The following is an 18,214-nucleotide window of genomic DNA, read 5'->3' as shown; positions in this document are numbered from 1 at the left end:
AGCGTGGCGACATGTGGAGCTGACTGATACTAATAGATCGAGGACTTAACCAACGCTTTAAAAAATGAAATACCTTCTATATTATCTAGTTTTGAAGGAATGAAAATTTCTTCTTGCATTTTCTCAAAAAGACGTTATAATAATATATGTCTTGAAAAAATGTAAACAATGTTTGGTGACGATAGCGAAGAGGTCACACCCGTTCCCATTCCGAACACGGCAGTTAAGCTCTTCAGCGCCGATGGTAGTTGGGGGTCTCCCCCTGTGAGAGTAGGACGTCGCCAAGCTTATATTGTTCCGCAGTAGCTCAGTGGTAGAGCATTCGGCTGTTAACCGAACGGTCGTAGGTTCGAGTCCTACCTGCGGAGCCATAAATGGAGAGCTGTCCGAGTGGCCGAAGGAGCACGATTGGAAATCGTGTAGACGGGTAACCCTGTCTCAAGGGTTCAAATCCCTTGCTCTCCGCCATTTATACCTGGCCCGTTGGTCAAGCGGTTAAGACACCGCCCTTTCACGGCGGTAACACGGGTTCGAATCCCGTACGGGTCACCATTTCGGCAACATATTGGAGGATTAGCTCAGCTGGGAGAGCATCTGCCTTACAAGCAGAGGGTCGGCGGTTCGATCCCGTCATCCTCCACCATTTTTACATAAGGTCAGGTTGTTTCAGGTAGTGGATGGTCATCATTCCACAGAAACGATTCACACGAAAACTTGATTCTTGAATAGAAACATTATCACCGTCGCGGGGTGGAGCAGTCCGGTAGCTCGTCGGGCTCATAACCCGAAGGTCGCAGGTTCAAATCCTGTCCCCGCAATCTATGGTCCCGTGGTGTAGCGGTTAACATGCCTGCCTGTCACGCAGGAGATCGCGGGTTCGATTCCCGTCGGGACCGCCATTTTTAAAGTTTGGCTCAGTAGCTCAGTCGGTAGAGCAAAGGACTGAAAATCCTTGTGTCGGCGGTTCGATTCCGTCCTGAGCCACCATAGTAGTGCCGGTGTAGCTCAACTGGTAGAGCAACTGACTTGTAATCAGTAGGTTGGGGGTTCAAGTCCTCTTGCCGGCACCATGTTTCATCCATATGCGGAGGGGTAGCGAAGTGGCTAAACGCGGCGGACTGTAAATCCGCTCCTTAGGGTTCGGCAGTTCGAATCTGCCCCCCTCCACCATCTCTATAGGGGTATAGTTTAAAGGTAGAACAGAGGTCTCCAAAACCTCCAGTGTGGGTTCGAGTCCTACTACCCCTGCCAATTTCAATCTTATCATGGCGGTTGTGGCGAAGTGGTTAACGCACCTGATTGTGGTTCAGGCATTCGTGGGTTCGATTCCCATCAGTCGCCCCATTTTTCTTTAAAATGTGCTATAATGAAACAACGTTAATGGGCTATAGCCAAGCGGTAAGGCAACGGATTTTGATTCCGTCATGCGAAGGTTCGATCCCTTCTAGCCCAGCCATATGCGAAAGTAGTTCAGTGGTAGAATACAACCTTGCCAAGGTTGGGGTCGCGGGTTCGAATCCCGTCTTTCGCTCCAAAACGTTGGCGGCATAGCCAAGCGGTAAGGCAGAGGTCTGCAAAACCTTTACCACCGGTTCGATTCCGGTTGCCGCCTCCAACAATCATGCCGGTGTGGCGGAATTGGCAGACGCGCACGACTCAAAATCGTGTTCCTCTGGAGTGCCGGTTCGACCCCGGCCACCGGTATCATGAAAAGGGTTTAACCCTTTTAAGTCAATGCTTTGAGACAATCTCAGCATTGGCTTTTTTTGTGTTTAATTGACTAAAGCAGAATGCTAATCGTGTAAACAAGCTATTGCTCGTTATGCGGTGGCATACCAAATTAGTGAGACAAAAGGTTTTGCCTATACGTTGATTAAGTGCCTGAACAAACTGATTTAGTTAAAGTAGAGATACGGCCAAGAATTGATGGGAGAAACGCAGAACCTAGAATGTTTTTCCGTAATGAAAAAATCGCTATCACATCAACAAATGATGATGTGGAAACCTCAGGCGATATTTTAGCTGTAAAAGATGTAGAGGTTTATATTATTGGGACTGATGACCGTTCGTAGATTACTTATGCATATAAGGTAAACGTGGGCGATAGATTTTTTGAGGAAGAAGGCCATTTAACTAGCTTAAGGCTGGAACTATAATAAAATTAAGTGGCGAAAATAATAATAATACTCCAATATAGCAATCGTTGTAGGACCTCTTCAGGAGTGTCTTTTTTTAAAAGAGTTAATTTATTAATTGACAAATATATAATAGTATATTATTTTAATTAAAGGGTATTTATTAATCGTATGGACAATTACATAATTAGCATGTGCTAAACTATTGTAAACTCCAACAATCATGCCGGTGTGGCGGAATTGGCAGACGCGCACGACTCAAAATCGTGTTCCTCTGGAGTGCCGGTTCGACCCCGGCCACCGGTATCATGAAACAGCCAGGAGTGCTGTTGGAAAAAGGTCTTACACTTAATTGTGTAAGGCCTTTTTTGTTACACTACCAATACTAAGAGAACGTTCCTTCTATGTTGTGATAATGAAAAACGAATGGAAGTGTGGACATAAGCCCTGACTACTTGGAGAAGGATTAATGCTAATTTTGTACGAACAAAAGAGACCACATTATGTGGTATTACTTACTAATTCCAATGGAACTAGTTCATCCGTTACTTTGGGTCATAGGCAACACCACAGGAGCAACGATTTAACGCTTATAACGGGTGATAAGATGCGGGGAGTACATGATTGATTCGTTGGACTTCATTAGCAAAACCCTGATCATCCTTCGGCATTGGTGAAAGTGCATCCGCTTTTTCGATTAAGCTCCAGGCGGTACAAACCTATTAGGTGGAATTCGAACGCCAGTAGTTACTACAGAAGAAATTAAGCGTGAACATTCCTCTAGGCAAAGGCTCATCACGGAAACGGTATGGGTGGCCCCTAACTAACAGAAATGGCTATTCTCAGCCTTGCTTAATGGAGATCATTCTCCTGATGGGGAATTTTGCGAGGATGGAGGAAGATACGAGAAAAAAACGCAAAAAAGGAGCCCGCCAAATCAAGCTGCCTTTGGCGGACCGGTTCTCTATTTTTTTAGATTTGACATCATTGCATTGGGAGTCTATGCATCGTTCATAGATTCATTTTGGCCCGATTCCTACCCAAAATAGATCTACTAGAGCTTGCGCCGTTTTTTCTGGTCCGCCCAATTCAATTATTAATTCTTTTTTGTTTCGAATCATGGTAACTGTAGAAAAGGCATGGGCGAGCAATAATGGATTTTTGACTACTATTTCCCCATTTTCCATTGCTTGCTTGAATATGTTCTCCAGTGCTTGATGAACCTCGTTTTCTGCTGTGCGGATCTCTTGGATATGTTCTTCTGTAAGGGAAAGGGAAGCCTCCTGCAGTAATGTTTCAAAATCTATATGTGGTCTAATTAAATGCTCGAACGTTACTTCGTATAATCTGTGCTTCAATCCATTGGAACTGTTCAGCAGTTTATCTGTCTGTATTTTTATGCGGCGGAACATGCTTGATACTGCGATGGTGAATAAAGTTGCCTTATTTTTAAAATAGTAATAGACGCTTGCTTTTGTAACATTGCTGGCATCGGCAACTTGTTCCATTGAAACGCCTTCATATCCAAAGGTCATGAATAGGTAGGATGCAGTTTGTAGAATTTGATCTCTTGTTATATTTGAGTCATTCGTCAATTTGGGTCGTCCCGGTTTTTTCTTCTGGATATTATGATTATGCATATGAAACCTCCTTCTGGTTGAATTAATTTCCAAATGAAATTAGTTGATTAATTAACCTTCTGGTATATATAATTAATCGTATGCTATATGTATATTCTAATAGAAACAAACCAAATTGGAAACGAGGGAGTTCAGATGAAAAAATCTATACTAACAACCTTCAGCTCATATATGACTGGTAGGGTTAGTCGCTGGGTTGTCATTGGCATATGGGTTGTTCTAACGGCAGCATTAACCATTGCTTGGCCCGCAGTAAATGACTCAGAAGTTAATAATGCCCCAAATCTGAGTGAAAATTCACCTTCTGTGGAAGCAGATAAGTTAGTTAAGAAACAATTTCCAAATTCCTCTGGTATACCTGCATTGCTTACGTGGCACAATGAATCGGGATTAACGGAAGAGGATCTGAATGCAGTCCAACAAATGGCTGAACATTTAGAGAAGGATCCGTTAGAAGATCAATCGTCAACACCTCCCCTGCATAAAATGCCTGTATCAGCACTGCAACAAATGGTTTCAAAAGACGGAACAACGTTAGTGCAACCTATTTTTTTCCAAGAAAGTGTTGATACCGAAGTCTTAAAGGGAAATATAGATGACATTAAAGAACAAGTGAAAAAGCAGGTTTCGTATAACCCTTTCAATGTAAGTATAGATGAAAATAATAAACTGAGTACACGTGTCACAGGTCCAGCAGGGATTCAAGTGGATGCAACAGGTCTATTTGAAGGAGCGGATGTTTCGTTACTGATAGCTACTGTTGTGCTTGTCTTAGTACTGCTTCTTATTATTTATCGTTCCCCAATCTTGGCGATTATTCCTTTAATCGGTGTAGGATTTGCATATATGCTGCTTAGTCCTATTCTAGGTTTTTTAGCGGATAAAGGTTGGATTACCGTTGATGCCCAATCCATATCCATTATGACCGTCTTATTGTTTGGCGCGGGAACAGATTATTGTTTATTTTTAATTTCTCATTATCGTGATGAGCTTCTGAAGGTAAATGATAAACGAAAAGCACTTATACATGCGTTTAAAGATGCCTCCGGTGCCATAGCTATGAGTGGAATTACTGTGGTCATTTCTCTTCTCGTCTTAATTGTAGCAGAATATGGGGCTTACCACCGTTTTGCCATTCCATTTAGCTTGTCCATCTTTATTATGGGCATAGCAAGCTTGACCCTCATTCCAGCACTACTATCCGTTATGGGAAGAGGTTCGTTTTATCCTTTTATTCCACGTACTCCTGAAATGGAAAAAGAGAGGGCCGAAAAGAAAGGAAAACCGGTTCCTGCCAAAAAAGGAAAGAGCCGCTTTGGAACTTGGGTCGGTAATATCGTGACAACCAAACCTTGGACGATCATCATAGCGTGTGTGATCTTCTTTGGAGCAATGTCGGTATATTCCAGTCAAATCAAATACACCTATGATGTATTATCTTCTTTTCCAGAAGACATGCCATCAAGAGAAGGGTTCAAGGTCATTTCTGACGCATACTCGCCAGGTGAATTAGCTCCGGCTCAAGTGGTAATCGATACAGAGGGAAAATCGGTAGACCTTGAAAAAGAGTTAAAGAAACATGACCTGGTCAGTACAGTGTCTAACCCCCAAAGCGGTGCGGACAATGATGATCTAAAAGTATATGATGTTAAATTCAATGTTAATCCCTACAGTACAAAAGCGATGGAAGCTATTCCAGAATTGAGGGATGCAGCAGAGAATGCATTGGCGGAAGCTAATGTTCCTTCCGTGAAATCCAAGGTCTGGATTGGCGGGCAAACAGCGACTCAATATGACACCATGGTAACTAGTAATAAGGACAACGATCTCATTGTTCCATTGATCATTGTCTTTATCTCCATCCTGTTATTGGCTTACTTACGTTCCATTGTAGCTATGCTTTACCTAGTTGGCACGGTTATCTTATCTTACAGTGCAGCATTAGGACTAGGGTGGCTTATCATCCATAATGTAATGGGCGCTGATGCTATACAGGGAGCCATTCCTTTATATGCTTTCGTATTCTTGGTTGCTCTTGGAGAGGACTATAACATCTTCATGATCTCGAGCATTTGGAAGAAAAAGAACTATATGCCATTGAAGCAGGCCATTAAAGAGGGCGTAAGTGAAACGAGCGGGGTCATTACTTCAGCCGGTATTATATTGGCGGCCACCTTTGCCGTGCTAGCGACATTACCGATTCAAGTTCTTGTGCAGTTCGGAATTATCACGGCTTTAGGCATTCTTCTGGATACCTTCATAGTCCGACCATTTCTGGTACCGGCCATTACTACCGTTTGCGGAAGATTTGCTTTTTGGCCAGCTAAAGTGAAAATGGTAAAAGGAAAAGAGAATTAACAGGAGGATATGGATATTCTGTGCGGTGGAAGAGAAATTTTGGCACCTTATCAATGAACAAAAAAACAACAAATACTGCAACAAAATGGATTCAATAAAACAGTGTTTGGAGTAACTCGCTCTGAACCATCAGAATGTCGATTAAAAGGTTTCGGAATGCTTTCATTCCGAAGCCTTTTTGATTTATCACCGGGATTGAAGCGGCGATAAGGAATGGGTAGATAGGATAGGACGGTCAAGAATGCTCCGGGTGTAACGAGCGCCTAAACTCCTAATTCAAAAACGTGGAAGCAACCAATATTAAAGAAGCATACATATGCGATAAAAAACAGTTCGAAAACGAGGTAGGCAAAAAACGAATTTGCATCTCCTTTTCACGCAGAGTGGATTTGGCCGGCGATCCTCCTGCGGTAAAGGCGCCTCTACGGGAGACCAAGCAGGTGCAAGCGCCGGAGGCAATGCATGCAGGGAGGAAACCAGGGATCGGTGCAGAAAAGAGGATTTACCATTAGGCTTACCGTTACATTTGAACATTTGGGGGAAAGGTTTTAGTATGAAAGGAAATCTCCTGGTAAGAATGGAATAGAATATTAATGGAAATTAAGCCGATGAAAAATTTTAGTGCCCCCGTATCTTTTTCTCTTTCTGAAACGTTTAGAGGATAGAGGGTGTTGAAGGAGTGAGAAAAATGATAAAGAAGTTGAGGGAAGAAATTCATGAAATAAAGGATAACAACATGGCCTTAGATGAGGTATATCCTGAATTGCTTCGGTTTTGCCGATTCTTGACGCAAAATAATTGGGATGGTGATGACTTGGCACAGGATACGATTATGAAGGCCATGCGGGTCTATGGGAAGAAGAAGGGGCTAACACCTGCTTTATTGAAGACGATAGCCCGCCATTCCTGGATCGATACGATACGAAAAAGAAAAAAGGAAGCTTTAGGCGATTTGCAGGATAACGATTTGCAAGGGGCAATTGGGGAAAATCCGTTTGAAACGGTGGAGTATATTATAAAATCCCTTACCACGAAGCAAGCCGTCGTATTTTTATTAAAGGAAGGATTTCTTTATCGCTCCAAGGAAATCGCGGATTATTTGAACACGACGGAAGCGGCGGTAAAGGCGATCTTGAACCGTGTCAAAAAACGTTTTGACCATGATGCTGAGGAGCGTAAGCTGTCCGTCGTGGAAGATTGGGAGTATGAGGAGGAGCAAAGGCTGATATCACTGATGACACAGGCATTGCAGCAGCAAAATCCTGATATCCTCATTAGAAGCATCCCATCTTTCAAATCGCTTAACAGTGAATCGATGATTCCTAGATCAATGAATCGATCGCTGCATTTCAAACCATGCTTCACTCCTTCAAACACCCTCTCAATGGCTGCATAGCTAATCATTTTGTTAGGAGGAAGAAGAGATATGACTACCATTCCTTATGTAATTGAGCAATCCGGCAAGGGTGAACGCTCGTACGATATTTATTCCCGGCTGTTAAAAGATCGCATCATCATGATTGGCGAAGAAATCACTGATCATTTAGCCAATAGTGTCGTCGCTCAATTGTTATTCTTGGCGGCTGACGCACCTGATAAAGAAATCACCATTTTCATCAATAGTCCGGGGGGATCGACTAGTGCCGGTTTTGCCATATATGATACGATGCAGTATATAAAGCCTGATATCCGGACTGTATGTACGGGAATGGCTGCCTCATTCGGCGCCATGCTTTTGCTGGCAGGTACGAAGGGAAAGCGGTGTGCATTGCCGAATAGCGAAATCATGCTTCATCAGCCGCTTGGAGGGGCAAGGGGGCAAGCCACGGAAATTGAAATTTCGGCCCGGAGGATCTTGAAGCTAAAGGACCATATCAATCAAATCATTTCGGAAAGGACGGGTCAGCCTATCGCTAAGGTGGCGAAGGATACTGATCGTGATTACTTCTTAAGCGCTGATGAGGCGAGGGATTACGGAATAATCGATGAAATAATCGTTCAGGATCGTTAATTTGGGAAAAAGGGTTTCGGGGCGCTCATACCGAAACCCTTTTTCCTTAGTTTGCTTTCGCATACTTTGTTGCTAATCACCAAGTAAGGAGGTGTGGTCGATTTCCCCTCCGATGCTCAGCTTTTCAGAGGGTGTGTGAGCCTCTTCGGGGTTATCCTCTGTGAGGTCTTTACCTGTGGCTCGCACCTTCGCGCCAATCAACAGTAAAACCAAAAATCTTAAAGAGCCTTTCTTTCGGAACGATTTTTTCACCCGGACAATTCTGGATAAGGGAGTGCCAACGGTGTGAAAGCAGGAAAAAGCACGTTAAGCTTTCTATAGTAAGTAAGGTACTCAGAAGTTAGGGGCGTTATTTCTTATTAAGCAGTCTGCTGGATTCGTTCTCCTTATTTACCGGGATTTCTTTTCCTACTGTCACACGGCGGACGACACGGTGCTGGTCTTCATAATCGGCGATGGCATAATGCTGTGTGGCTAGGTTGTCCCAAATGGCCACGTCACCTTCACTCCATTGCCAGCGCACGGTATTTTCCAGACGGGTTACGTATGAATCAAAGATACTCAATAATCGTTCAGACTCACTTGTTGTATAACCTTCCACTCTTCCGGCAAAGCCACCTAGCAATAAATGTCTTTTCCCAGTTTCGGCGTGCACGTGGACGACTGGATGCCGCGTTTTATAAATGGTGGATTCGAATATTTCCCGGTATTTCTTTTTGACCTCGTCCGTTGTATTTTCGACTTGCTTGAATTGGGCATAATCATATTCATTTGTATGGATGGCCCATAGTTCGTCCGCTAAATGTCTCAATCCATCCGGCAGGTCTTCATACGCCTTATTAGTATTGGCCCAGACTGTATCTCCGCCAACTTTCGGGATGGTTACACCTCTTAAAATCGAGTATTTGGGAACTTCTGGGACGAAAGTGACATCGGTATGCCACTGGTTCGCTTTGGCACCCTGTGCGGAATCAAGTTCGAATATATAGTTCGTATCGTTTTTGACCGGTACCGTAGGATGGGCATAGGGCTCACCGAGGAGCTTGGCAAATGCCTCTTGGGAGGCATCATCCAAATGATTTTGTCTTTTGAAGAAAACGACTTTATGATCGTTCAGCGCTTGCTTGATTTCGCTGAATATATTTAAATCCAAGTCACCACTTAATTGCACTCCATGAATTTCCGCACCGATCCGACCTGCTACAGGCACCACTTTTATTTGTTGTGTTTTAGTATCCGTCATAATCGATTTCCTCCCGTAATTGTTTTTTATTTGTTAAACGCTTCCTCAATGTATTCGTTGTGGATCTCTTTCTGGAAATCAAACGATTTCTTGATGTAGCCCACGCTGGCCAACGTATCGATCGATTCTTGCTGGGCCTTGATGGCATCTTTGGTAAAGAAGATATTTGGCTCTTCGGCCGTTATTATTTTCTTGACTGTGGCAGCAGGCATTTTAGTTTCTTTGGCATAAATTTCAGATGCTTCATCTGGATGTTCAATTTGCCAATCCGCCGCCTTTTTATAAATCCTTAAATACGCCTCGACAATTTCAGGATGCTCTTTGGCAAATCCAGTACGGGCGATGATTGCACCAGGAGCCAGTATTTTGCCTTTTACATTCAATGCGACAGCATTCCCTTTTTCAATATTATTAAGATAATAAGGGTTCCAAGTCGCCCATGCGTCCAGCTGTTTCGTTTCGAAGGCAGACTGGGCATCATCAGGCTGTAAATTGATGAGTTTGATATCATCCGTCGTTAATCCATGGGCCTTCAAGGCCTTGATTAAATACACATGACCTGTTGTTCCGGAGGCAACCCCGACCGTTTTCCCCTTTAAATCTTCAACCTGCTTAATGTTACCGCCGGTCTGAGTGATGATTCGGACAGAAGATCCGCCTTGTCCGGTTTGGGCAATCACTTCGAATGGAAGCTTCTTATCAATACCGGCTATTAGTGCACCATCTCCTAAAAAAGACAAATCAACCCGGTTGGAGGCCAGCGATTCCAAAAGTGGCGGCCCGCTCTGGAATTCACTCCACGAGATTTTTGCACCCAGTTTCGAAAATTCATCATCGAACAATCCCTTTTCCTTTGCAATGACCAGCGGCCCCATCTTGCCATTCAAGGCAATACTGACTTTAACTGGCTCGCTCTCCCCGGAAGCTTTGCCGGCATCTGAATTACAGCCTGTCAATGCAGCAGTACTGAGGATGATCGTAAGCAGCAATCCGGTTAAATGGTTACGATATTTCCTCATGAATTCCCTCCCTTAAGGTTCATTACACCTACCTCATCAGAATAGTCAGAATTAGGACGAAAAAGAGATTCAACGAAGAGTGAATGGAGATACTCTTCATTGAATCTCCAGTAGTCCAGTGGATTCAGATGACCTTTTAAGAATATGGTTTTGTGTATGAGTGCATCTTATCAGCTGTTAGAATAATCTGTCAATTATTTTTATAATTAATCCGATAAAATAAATCGTCATTAACTGTTGATTCTCGATAATTGATAAGTTAATATAAAATGAAATATTGAAGCAATCGACTAGTTAACTAGAGATTTTAGCAAAGGGCCATGATATGCCCATTGCTGGAACTCTAGTTTTTTTATTCGAGAAGGGGTGAGTAATTTGGTATCCACGTTAGAAATCAATCATGTAAGCAAGACCTTTAAGAATGATCAGGAAAGCATTCTCGTTCTGAAAGATTTGTATCTGACTGTCAATGATGGTGAATTGGTTACCATCATCGGACCTAGCGGTTGTGGGAAAAGCACATTATTAAAATTGATTGCAGGCCTTGATTTGGACTTTGATGGCAAGATAATTGTGGGCGATCATCCGGTTAGTGGCCCGTCCAAGGCCCGCGGTTTCATTTTTCAGGAGCATCGCTTATTTCCGTGGCTTAACGTGGAGAAGAATATATCAGGTAATCTTTCATTGAAAAATCCGGATATTCGCAAAGGGGTGGACGATTTGATATCGCTTGTTAAGCTTAAAGGATTTGAAAGGGTATATCCGCGTCAATTGTCCGGCGGGATGTCGCAGCGTGTGGCCATTGCCAGGGCACTGTTGCGTAATCCTGAAGTTTTGTTGCTGGATGAGCCCTTCGGTGCATTGGATGCATTCACCCGAACACATCTTCAGGAAGCATTACTTGAAATATGGGAAAGGAACAAGACAACGATGGTGCTCGTCACCCACGATATTGATGAATCACTTTTTTTATCGAATAAAGTGGTCGTCATGGATGCCAAGCCCGGAAGGATCAAGGCAATCGTTCCCATTGATTTACCATATCCAAGAACGAGGACAAGCAAGTCTTTTCAGGAATTGAGGTCCCATATCCTAAACCTGCTGGACCATCAGCCTCAGGATAGGGAAGATTGGAGCATTTGATTGATTTTTGAAAAAAGAAGGAAAGGATGATGAAAATGTCTTCACAAACCATTGCTCAAAACAAGCAGCTTATCATGAGGGAAAGGAAAAAACAATCAAAAATCGCCAAATCTGCATTGCGTGGTTTTTTCCTGCCCTTAATAGTATTGATTGCCTGGCAGGCATTGGGTTCAGCCGGAATCCTGCCGGCCCAATTATTCTCATCACCATCCTTGATCGTCACGGCTTTCATGGATCTCGCCCGATCAGGGGAAATGGCCGGCCATTTGCAGATCAGTTTAACCCGGGCGCTTCTTGGCTTTGCATTAGGCGGTTTTTTAGGGATGTTGATCGGTGTCATCGTAGGCATGCAAAAAAAATCCGAGGAATATTTAAACCCAAGCATCCAAATGTTACGAACGGTTCCTTTACTTGCGATAACACCTTTATTCATCATGTGGTTCGGATTTGGTGAACTATCCAAAGTGCTGCTTATTGCATTAGGCGCTTTTTTCCCATTATATTTACAAACATTTTTGGGTTTGCGGAATGTGGATAAAAAGCTATATGATGTGGCACGAATCCTGGAGTATAGCCCTTTGGAACAAATAACGAAGCTCATGATCCCAGCAGCCTTGCCCAATATATTGCTTGGGATTCGCTTAGCATTAAGTTCCGCATGGATGTGCTTGGTGGTCGCTGAATTGCTGGGAGCGGATAGGGGAGTGGGATTCATGATCCAGGATGCCCGTTCCTTCATGCAAACGGACATCGTATTCGTCGGCATCATCATTTTTGCCTTGGCTGGTAAAATCTCAGACTCATTTGTTCGCTTTTTGGAAAATCATTTGCTCAAATGGCAAGACAGCTTCAAAGCATAAAGGAAAAGGATGACCACCGGCAATGGGGTCATCCTTATTTTATGTTTATTTGGTTTCTTTATAAAAAGGCAAATGAATCGTGAAGGATGTCCCTTTGTTCAATTCGCTTTGGACGACGATTTTTCCTTTGTATTTTTGAACGATGGAATAACAAACGGTCAACCCGATGCCTGTTCCCCTATCTTTCAGCGAATAAAACGGAGTTCCTAAAGCTTCGAGCTGATCTTTGGAAAGGCCGATGCCAGTATCCGTTATTCGTATTTTGGCCATATGGCGCTCCTGCTCGGTTTCGACATTGATGAAACCAGCATCGTTCATTGATTCAATTCCGTTTTTCATGATATTGACGAGTATTTGTTTAAGCTCGATTGGATTCATATTCAATTGTAGGTTACAGCGGAAATCAAGGCGGAAGCCTATATTGCGATTATTGGCAAAGCTGGTCAATAAATCGGAAACCTTCTGGATTTCATCATTTAAGCCAATGACCTGTTTATCACCCGTATGCGGCTTTGCCAAGGATAAATAGTCATTGATGATTACCTGTGTATATTCAAGTTCAGTAAGCATGGTTTGTACATAAAATTTTTCCGTTTCATTCAGTTCTTTCTCTTGATCTAATAGTTGGGCAAACCCTTTCACGACTGTAATGGGATTCCGGATCTCATGCGCAATGGTCGCAGCAAGCTGACCAACCGAACTCAATTGCTTGGCTTGCTGAATTTCCTTCTGGAAGGCATTTGTCGATTCCATCCGATTATGGGTTCCAATGAATACAAATACCAATATGATTTGGATGGCAATGAAATTCAATATGTTTCCAAAGCTATCCAAGGAGACATATTCATAAGTGTTTTGAAGATCTGTATGCGAAATGATAAGGATGAAAGCAGGACCTAATATGATATTTAACGTCGCGACAATATAAAAACCGATTTTATCGAAGAGAAAGATCGGAATCAAGGGCGCTAATGCAAATAATGCCAGCATGATTGCGGTATCAGGAAATACCCAGAATTTACTATATAAATAAACAGTGATTAAGGAAATGAATAATCTTTTATAAAAGTTGCCTTCTGTTTTAATGAAAAATAGCAAAGAAATGATCATTCCAGATATGAGGATGACCTGAAAAGTCATTTCGTAAGGATTTTCCTTCCAACTGATTGGTGATACGGATATGCCTACCAATAGTAAAAAGGATATCATGCCCATAAATGCCCTCATGATCAATCGTTGTTTGTTTTGGTAATATTGATGGTTTTTTAACATAATTCCCCTTAAGATTAATGTTCTGTTTGTTCAATAGTAAGCTGATACGTGTTTTTTGTAAATCGCTTAATGTTGAAAGTTTCCATAAAATGTTGATTTGCGCCCTCCTCATGCCCAGTAGGTCATTATATTCATTTTACCTATTATAGGGTTTCTTTACACGATAACTGCTGCAGCTTCACATTTCCCTTTTAAACTGATGGTAAAGATGGAGGGGAGAAAGGGAAAGTGAAAAAGAGCATAAAGAAAGCAGGGGTAAGCATGATAGGTGCGGCCTTTATATTGCAGGCTGTTTCTATGAGTGCCTCGGCAGCACATGAAAATCATTCGAATTCACCTATTTATGAGGACAAAATCGTGAATATTGCACATCGCGGGGCATCCGGTTACGCACCTGAACATACGATTCCCGCCTATCAATTAGGAGAAAGGATGAAGGGTGATTACATAGAAATCGATCTCCAGATGACAAAGGATGGAAGATTGATAGCGATGCATGATGAAAGTGTCGATCGCACGACGGATGGCACTGGCCTTGTGAAAGATTTAACGCTGACCGAAATCAAAAAACTGGATGCCGGTACGTGGTTCAATGACAAAAATCCACAATTGGCAAAAAAGAAATATGAAGGGTTAGTCGTTCCCACCTTGGAAGAAGTCTTTAAGAAATTCGGCAGGGAGGCCAATTACTATATAGAAACAAAGTCCCCTGAAGTATATCCAGGAATGGAAGAAGAACTGCTGAAGGTTTTGAAGGATTATAAAATGGTGGATTCAAGGGGGCATACCAAAAATGTTCTGATCCAATCGTTCAGCAAGGAAAGCCTTTTGAAAGTTCATGATCTGAATCCAAAGTTACCTCTAGTGCAACTTTTTTCTTATAAGACTCAAGCAGCCATTTCTGAAAAGGAATTGCAATCCATTAAGCGATATGCAATGGGAGTCGGCCCAAACTTCAATATGGTGGACGGAACATATGTGAAAATGGTCAGAAATCATGGCCTCCAATTTCATCCCTATACAGTCAATGAAAGGACTGATATGAAAAAAGCACTGGACTGGGGGGCAACGGGGGTATTTACGAATTATCCGGATGTGTTTAACGAGGTCTTAAGAGAGTATAAACATAATCATAGACTTAACAAGGAGAAATAATAAGCCACAATGAAGGATTTCATTGGTGAGTCACGATTATCCTGTCTGATTATTGGGGAAAATTAGGATAACAAGGCTTGCCAATCTTTGTAAGCGGGTATAGCAGGATTATTAAGAATTTTTAGGAGGCTGATCATGAAGGCAGTTACTTTTCAAGGGGCAAAAGATATTCAGGTGAAGCAAGTTGAGGATCCGAAGCTTCAGCAGAAGGAAGATATCATCGTACGAGTTACTTCAACGGCAATCTGCGGATCCGATCTCCATATCTATCAGGGGGCTTTGCCGACGCATAAAGATTATGTCATAGGTCATGAGCCGATGGGCATCGTTGAAGAAGTCGGACCCGAAGTAACGAAGGTGAAAAAAGGGGACAGAGTTGTCCTGCCTTTCAATATTTCATGCGGGCATTGTTATTATTGTGAGCATGATATGGAGAGTCAATGTGATAATTCCAATCCAAACGAAGCGGTGGATACAGGGGGATACTTTGGTTTTACAGAACGTTATGGAAACTATCCCGGCGGGCAGGCGGAATATTTAAGGGTCCCATTCGGGAATTTCATGCCTTTTGTCATCCCGGAGTCTTGTGAGCTTGAAGATGAGGCGCTTCTGTTCATGTCCGATGTGCTGCCGACCGCCTATTGGAGTGTAGAGAATGCCGGCGTGAAAAAAGGGGATACGGTAGCGATACTTGGCTGTGGCCCGATTGGCTTGATGGCACAGAAATTCGCCTGGATGAAAGGCGCAAAGCGAGTCATTGCCATCGACAATCTTCCTTATAGGCTCAATAGGGCGAAGCAGATGAATAAGGTTGAGATATATAATTTCGACGAATATAACGATATGGGCGGCTATATTAAGGAAATCACTTCAGGCGGGGCGGATGTCGTGATAGATTGTGTCGGAATGGATGGCAAGAAATCGGCGATTGAGGCTATCGAGCAAAAGCTGAAGCTTCAGGGCGGGACGCTAAGTGCAATCGAGATTGCGATTAAAGCTGTTCGCAAATTCGGCACGCTCCAGCTGACTGGGGTGTACGGATCCAAATATAATATGTTCCCATTAGGCGATTTATTTGAACGGAACATCAACATTAAAATGGGACAAGCACCGGTCATTCATTATATGCCCATGCTTTTTGACAAAATAACAACTGGGGAATTTGATCCTACTGAAATCATATCCCATCGAGTCCCTCTCGAAAAAGCGGGAGAAGCTTATCAAATCTTTAACGATCATGAAGACGAATGCATTAAAGTGGTGTTAAAGCCATAATGATAGATGATAAAAATCCAATGCAGCTAATGCATTGGATTTTTTTAGTTGGCGCCACAATTTCAATAGGGGCGTAAATGAAAGAGAGATAAATAAAATGATGAGCGAAATCGCTGGAACAGGAAGCAAAGTTTATCTTTAAGAAGTTCCGATTGTGACATACAAAGAATTTTTAAGAATAAGTTTATCTTTTTTTAAGAATTTATTTAGAGGCAGTTTATAACTGGGGACTATCATGATAGTAGTGGTAACAAGGTTCTTTGAATGCATCTTGTGCGTTTCAATTCCCAATCAATTCAAGCGGCAGAACACAAGGAGGATGTTGTTGGCAACGGAGCAAGATAGTCAGATTTTATAAGCTTCCCAGTAATGAATTACTGTTTAGATAGTAGGACATTCTAACATACACCACAATCAAGAAATGAGGAGAAATGAAAATGAACAAAAAAGCAAAAGCAATAACATCATTAGCGCTTGGATTCACATTATTCTTAACGGGCTGCAACACTAACACCAAAGAAAATGATAATGAACAGAAGCAAGAACAAGCCGATAAGAAAACTGACAAGGAAGATAAGTTAACTAAAGGCCAGGAAATGGCTAACACCCTTAGTAGAACAAATTGGCAGGGTACAAAAGTGTATGACAAAGATAATAATGATTTAACAAAAGAAAATGCTAATTTCATTGGCCTTGCTAAATATGATGCGAAGTCAGGGAGATATGAATTTTTCGATGCAAAGACAGGAGAAAGTCGTGGCGATAAAGGAACATTCTTCATCACTAATGATGGGAAGAAGAGAATATTAATTTCAGAATCAATGAATTATCAAGCAGTGGTTGACATGGAAAAAATAGATAAAGATGTTTTTACTTATAAAAGAATGGGAAAAGATGCTAATGGCAACGATGTAGAGGTATTCGTTGAACATATTCCATATAAAGAAAAAGAGCTCTCTTTCACTGATCCGGACAAGAAGTTGGACGCTACTACAGGGGATATTGTTAAAGACGTTGATGGAGATAAGATCTTAGGTAGTACCCTTTGGCACGGAACAAAGGTAGTAGATGAAGACGGTAATGATGTAACCAAGGCCAATTCGAATTTTATAAGCTTGGCAAAGTTTAATGACAAGAATAATAAATATGAGTTTTTCAATGGTGAAACAGGCGAAAGCCGCGGTGATTATGGCTACTTCGCTATTGTACACGAAAATAAAATAAGAGCTCATGTTTCAATTGGAAATAATAAATATGGTGCCGCTCTTGAGCTTACCGAATTGAATGAAAATAAATTCACGTATAAAAGAATGGGTAAAGACAACGATGGCAAGGACATAACTATATTCGTTGAACATGAACCTTATAAAGGTGATCTTAAACCAAAATTCACTAAATGAAGTAAGACTAGCAGCTAGTCAAAAAGGGAATGGTTTCTCCGTTCCCTTTTTGTTTTCATGCAAGAAAAAAGGAAAGTGAACCATATTCAAATTAAGCAATGTCATGGACAATGCCCTATAATTACTTTAACGATCTTTTGATCAAGGCTGTTTTCGCATGGGTGAATAGCTGCGGAAACAGCCTTAATTAAAACATTGATGGAGGTTTTGAAATGGATAAATTCATGGAACGAGCAGTAGAACTAGCGATAGGAAATGTTCGTGAGGGTGGTCAACCTTTTGGTGCAGTACTTGTGAATCATAACCAGCTTGTAGCTGAAGGCGTCAATGAGCTGCATAAAACTTATGATATTAGCGGGCATGCGGAATTACTTGCCATCCGGCGCGCCCAAGAGGAATTTCAAACGAATGATCTATCCGGTTATACCATGTATGCAAGTGGGGAGCCTTGTCCGATGTGTCTAACGGCAATGTACTTTGCCGGAATCAAGAAGGTTTTTTATTGTGCTTCAGTCGAGGATGCAGAAGAAGTGGGTTTAGGGAAATCTAAGAGTATATATGAGGATTTGCAAAAGACTAAAGCAGAACGCTCACTTTCGATGATACAAATGCCATTAACTGAAGGGCAAAACAATCCAATGAAGCTTTGGAAGCAGCGATCGTAGTCTTTGGAGACTGTAGGTTATTAATTCGGGAAAAAAAT

At 42.1% G+C, this 18,214-nt stretch carries 15 protein-coding genes, 16 tRNA genes and 1 rRNA gene; 28 read left to right on the top strand and 4 right to left on the bottom strand.

The window, feature by feature from the left end:
- Positions 1-171 precede the first annotated feature (171 nt).
- The 18 genes from rrf (at position 172) to AS888_RS19910 (ending at position 2,441) form a co-directional block, all read left to right on the top strand.
- Positions 172-287 (top strand): 5S ribosomal RNA (gene rrf / locus AS888_RS19990).
- A 9-nt stretch (positions 288-296) separates the two neighbouring features.
- A tRNA-Asn gene (locus AS888_RS19985) sits at positions 297-371 on the top strand.
- A 5-nt stretch (positions 372-376) separates the two neighbouring features.
- Positions 377-468 (top strand) — tRNA-Ser (locus AS888_RS19980).
- 9 nt (positions 469-477) lie between these two features.
- Positions 478-552: transfer RNA gene (locus tag AS888_RS19975), tRNA-Glu, on the top strand.
- A gap of 15 nt (positions 553-567) precedes the next feature.
- Positions 568-643: transfer RNA gene (locus AS888_RS19970), tRNA-Val, on the top strand.
- Between the two features lie 101 nt (positions 644-744).
- A tRNA-Met gene (locus AS888_RS19965) sits at positions 745-818 on the top strand.
- 5 nt (positions 819-823) lie between these two features.
- Positions 824-899, top strand: a tRNA-Asp gene (locus tag AS888_RS19960).
- A 12-nt stretch (positions 900-911) separates the two neighbouring features.
- Positions 912-987 (top strand) — tRNA-Phe (locus tag AS888_RS19955).
- Positions 988-994: 7 nt separating this feature from the next.
- Positions 995-1,070, top strand: a tRNA-Thr gene (locus AS888_RS19950).
- 16 nt (positions 1,071-1,086) lie between these two features.
- Positions 1,087-1,170, top strand: a tRNA-Tyr gene (locus AS888_RS19945).
- Positions 1,171-1,177: 7 nt separating this feature from the next.
- Positions 1,178-1,251 (top strand) — tRNA-Trp (locus tag AS888_RS19940).
- A gap of 17 nt (positions 1,252-1,268) precedes the next feature.
- A tRNA-His gene (locus AS888_RS19935) sits at positions 1,269-1,344 on the top strand.
- 37 nt (positions 1,345-1,381) lie between these two features.
- Positions 1,382-1,456: transfer RNA gene (locus AS888_RS19930), tRNA-Gln, on the top strand.
- A gap of 3 nt (positions 1,457-1,459) precedes the next feature.
- A tRNA-Gly gene (locus AS888_RS19925) sits at positions 1,460-1,534 on the top strand.
- A gap of 7 nt (positions 1,535-1,541) precedes the next feature.
- Positions 1,542-1,615: transfer RNA gene (locus AS888_RS19920), tRNA-Cys, on the top strand.
- A gap of 8 nt (positions 1,616-1,623) precedes the next feature.
- A tRNA-Leu gene (locus AS888_RS19915) sits at positions 1,624-1,704 on the top strand.
- Positions 1,705-1,877: 173 nt separating this feature from the next.
- Complete coding sequence (locus tag AS888_RS25970) at positions 1,878-2,072, top strand: hypothetical protein (RefSeq protein ID WP_155645564.1); 195 nt, start codon at positions 1,878-1,880, stop codon at positions 2,070-2,072.
- Between the two features lie 288 nt (positions 2,073-2,360).
- Positions 2,361-2,441: transfer RNA gene (locus tag AS888_RS19910), tRNA-Leu, on the top strand.
- A gap of 713 nt (positions 2,442-3,154) precedes the next feature.
- On the opposite strand, the gene AS888_RS19905 is transcribed toward AS888_RS19910, so the two are convergent.
- Complete coding sequence (locus AS888_RS19905) at positions 3,155-3,775, bottom strand: TetR/AcrR family transcriptional regulator (RefSeq protein ID WP_061143877.1); 621 nt, start codon at positions 3,773-3,775, stop codon at positions 3,155-3,157.
- A 135-nt stretch (positions 3,776-3,910) separates the two neighbouring features.
- Between AS888_RS19905 and AS888_RS19900 the strand changes: the two genes are divergently transcribed.
- The 4 genes from AS888_RS19900 (at position 3,911) to clpP (ending at position 8,144) form a co-directional block, all read left to right on the top strand.
- A complete protein-coding gene (locus AS888_RS19900; protein WP_061143876.1) occupies positions 3,911-6,133 on the top strand; it encodes an MMPL family transporter in 2,223 nt (740 codons plus the stop codon).
- 284 nt (positions 6,134-6,417) lie between these two features.
- Complete coding sequence (locus AS888_RS26525; RefSeq protein WP_061143875.1) at positions 6,418-6,645, top strand: hypothetical protein; 228 nt, start codon at positions 6,418-6,420, stop codon at positions 6,643-6,645.
- A gap of 176 nt (positions 6,646-6,821) precedes the next feature.
- Positions 6,822-7,529 carry a sigma factor gene (locus tag AS888_RS19890; RefSeq protein WP_061143874.1) on the top strand — a complete coding sequence of 236 codons (708 nt, stop codon included), beginning with the start codon at positions 6,822-6,824 and terminating at the stop codon, positions 7,527-7,529.
- 30 nt (positions 7,530-7,559) lie between these two features.
- Complete coding sequence (gene clpP, locus AS888_RS19885; RefSeq protein ID WP_061143873.1) at positions 7,560-8,144, top strand: ATP-dependent Clp endopeptidase proteolytic subunit ClpP; 585 nt, start codon at positions 7,560-7,562, stop codon at positions 8,142-8,144.
- 349 nt (positions 8,145-8,493) lie between these two features.
- Here the strand turns inward: clpP and AS888_RS19880 are convergent, their stop codons facing one another.
- A complete protein-coding gene (locus AS888_RS19880) occupies positions 8,494-9,387 on the bottom strand; it encodes a TauD/TfdA dioxygenase family protein (RefSeq protein WP_061143872.1) in 894 nt (297 codons plus the stop codon).
- A gap of 26 nt (positions 9,388-9,413) precedes the next feature.
- Entirely contained in the window at positions 9,414-10,406 is a 993-nt protein-coding gene (locus tag AS888_RS19875) for an ABC transporter substrate-binding protein (RefSeq protein WP_061143871.1), read from the bottom strand.
- Between the two features lie 375 nt (positions 10,407-10,781).
- On the opposite strand from AS888_RS19875, the gene AS888_RS19870 reads away from it, so the two are divergent.
- Together AS888_RS19870 and AS888_RS19865 are read left to right on the top strand one after the other, a co-directional pair.
- The gene (locus AS888_RS19870) at positions 10,782-11,549 is read left to right on the top strand and encodes an ABC transporter ATP-binding protein (RefSeq protein ID WP_061143870.1); all 768 of its coding nucleotides are present in this window, start codon (positions 10,782-10,784) and stop codon (positions 11,547-11,549) included.
- 29 nt (positions 11,550-11,578) lie between these two features.
- Positions 11,579-12,409: an ABC transporter permease gene (locus AS888_RS19865; RefSeq protein ID WP_061143869.1), complete on the top strand. Its 831-nt coding sequence runs from the start codon at positions 11,579-11,581 to the stop codon at positions 12,407-12,409.
- A gap of 45 nt (positions 12,410-12,454) precedes the next feature.
- On the opposite strand, the gene AS888_RS19860 is transcribed toward AS888_RS19865, so the two are convergent.
- On the bottom strand, positions 12,455-13,681 hold the full coding sequence (locus tag AS888_RS19860) for an ATP-binding protein (RefSeq protein WP_061143868.1): 1,227 nt from the start codon (positions 13,679-13,681) through the stop codon (positions 12,455-12,457).
- A gap of 228 nt (positions 13,682-13,909) precedes the next feature.
- On the opposite strand from AS888_RS19860, the gene AS888_RS19855 reads away from it, so the two are divergent.
- From AS888_RS19855 to AS888_RS19840, 4 genes are all read left to right on the top strand, one after another.
- Positions 13,910-14,836, top strand: a complete 927-nt coding sequence (locus AS888_RS19855) for a glycerophosphodiester phosphodiesterase (RefSeq protein ID WP_061143867.1) — start codon at positions 13,910-13,912, stop codon at positions 14,834-14,836.
- A 135-nt stretch (positions 14,837-14,971) separates the two neighbouring features.
- Positions 14,972-16,111, top strand: coding sequence for a zinc-dependent alcohol dehydrogenase (locus AS888_RS19850; protein ID WP_061143866.1), 1,140 nt, complete (start codon positions 14,972-14,974; stop codon positions 16,109-16,111).
- Positions 16,112-16,548: 437 nt separating this feature from the next.
- Entirely contained in the window at positions 16,549-17,511 is a 963-nt protein-coding gene (locus AS888_RS19845; protein WP_061143865.1) for a DUF4822 domain-containing protein, read from the top strand.
- 212 nt (positions 17,512-17,723) lie between these two features.
- Complete coding sequence (locus AS888_RS19840; protein ID WP_061143864.1) at positions 17,724-18,176, top strand: nucleoside deaminase; 453 nt, start codon at positions 17,724-17,726, stop codon at positions 18,174-18,176.
- Positions 18,177-18,214 lie beyond the last annotated feature (38 nt).

Origin of the sequence: Peribacillus simplex, assembly GCF_001542915.1 — a bacterium.
GTDB lineage: Bacteria > Bacillota > Bacilli > Bacillales > DSM-1321 > Peribacillus > Peribacillus simplex_B.
Note: the sequence above shows the minus strand (reverse complement) of the source record. Positions and strands in the feature narration are given on the sequence as shown.

Coding starts and splice junctions, on each gene's coding strand:
- AS888_RS19905 (WP_061143877.1), bottom strand. CDS start 3,775: ATGCATAATCATAATATCCAGAAGAAAAAACCGGGACGACCCAAATTG.
- AS888_RS19900 (WP_061143876.1), top strand. CDS start 3,911: ATGAAAAAATCTATACTAACAACCTTCAGCTCATATATGACTGGTAGG.
- AS888_RS19890 (WP_061143874.1), top strand. CDS start 6,822: ATGATAAAGAAGTTGAGGGAAGAAATTCATGAAATAAAGGATAACAAC.
- clpP (WP_061143873.1), top strand. CDS start 7,560: ATGACTACCATTCCTTATGTAATTGAGCAATCCGGCAAGGGTGAACGC.
- AS888_RS19880 (WP_061143872.1), bottom strand. CDS start 9,387: ATGACGGATACTAAAACACAACAAATAAAAGTGGTGCCTGTAGCAGGT.
- AS888_RS19875 (WP_061143871.1), bottom strand. CDS start 10,406: ATGAGGAAATATCGTAACCATTTAACCGGATTGCTGCTTACGATCATC.
- AS888_RS19865 (WP_061143869.1), top strand. CDS start 11,579: ATGAAAATGTCTTCACAAACCATTGCTCAAAACAAGCAGCTTATCATG.
- AS888_RS19860 (WP_061143868.1), bottom strand. CDS start 13,681: ATGTTAAAAAACCATCAATATTACCAAAACAAACAACGATTGATCATG.
- AS888_RS19850 (WP_061143866.1), top strand. CDS start 14,972: ATGAAGGCAGTTACTTTTCAAGGGGCAAAAGATATTCAGGTGAAGCAA.
- AS888_RS19845 (WP_061143865.1), top strand. CDS start 16,549: ATGAACAAAAAAGCAAAAGCAATAACATCATTAGCGCTTGGATTCACA.
- AS888_RS19840 (WP_061143864.1), top strand. CDS start 17,724: ATGGATAAATTCATGGAACGAGCAGTAGAACTAGCGATAGGAAATGTT.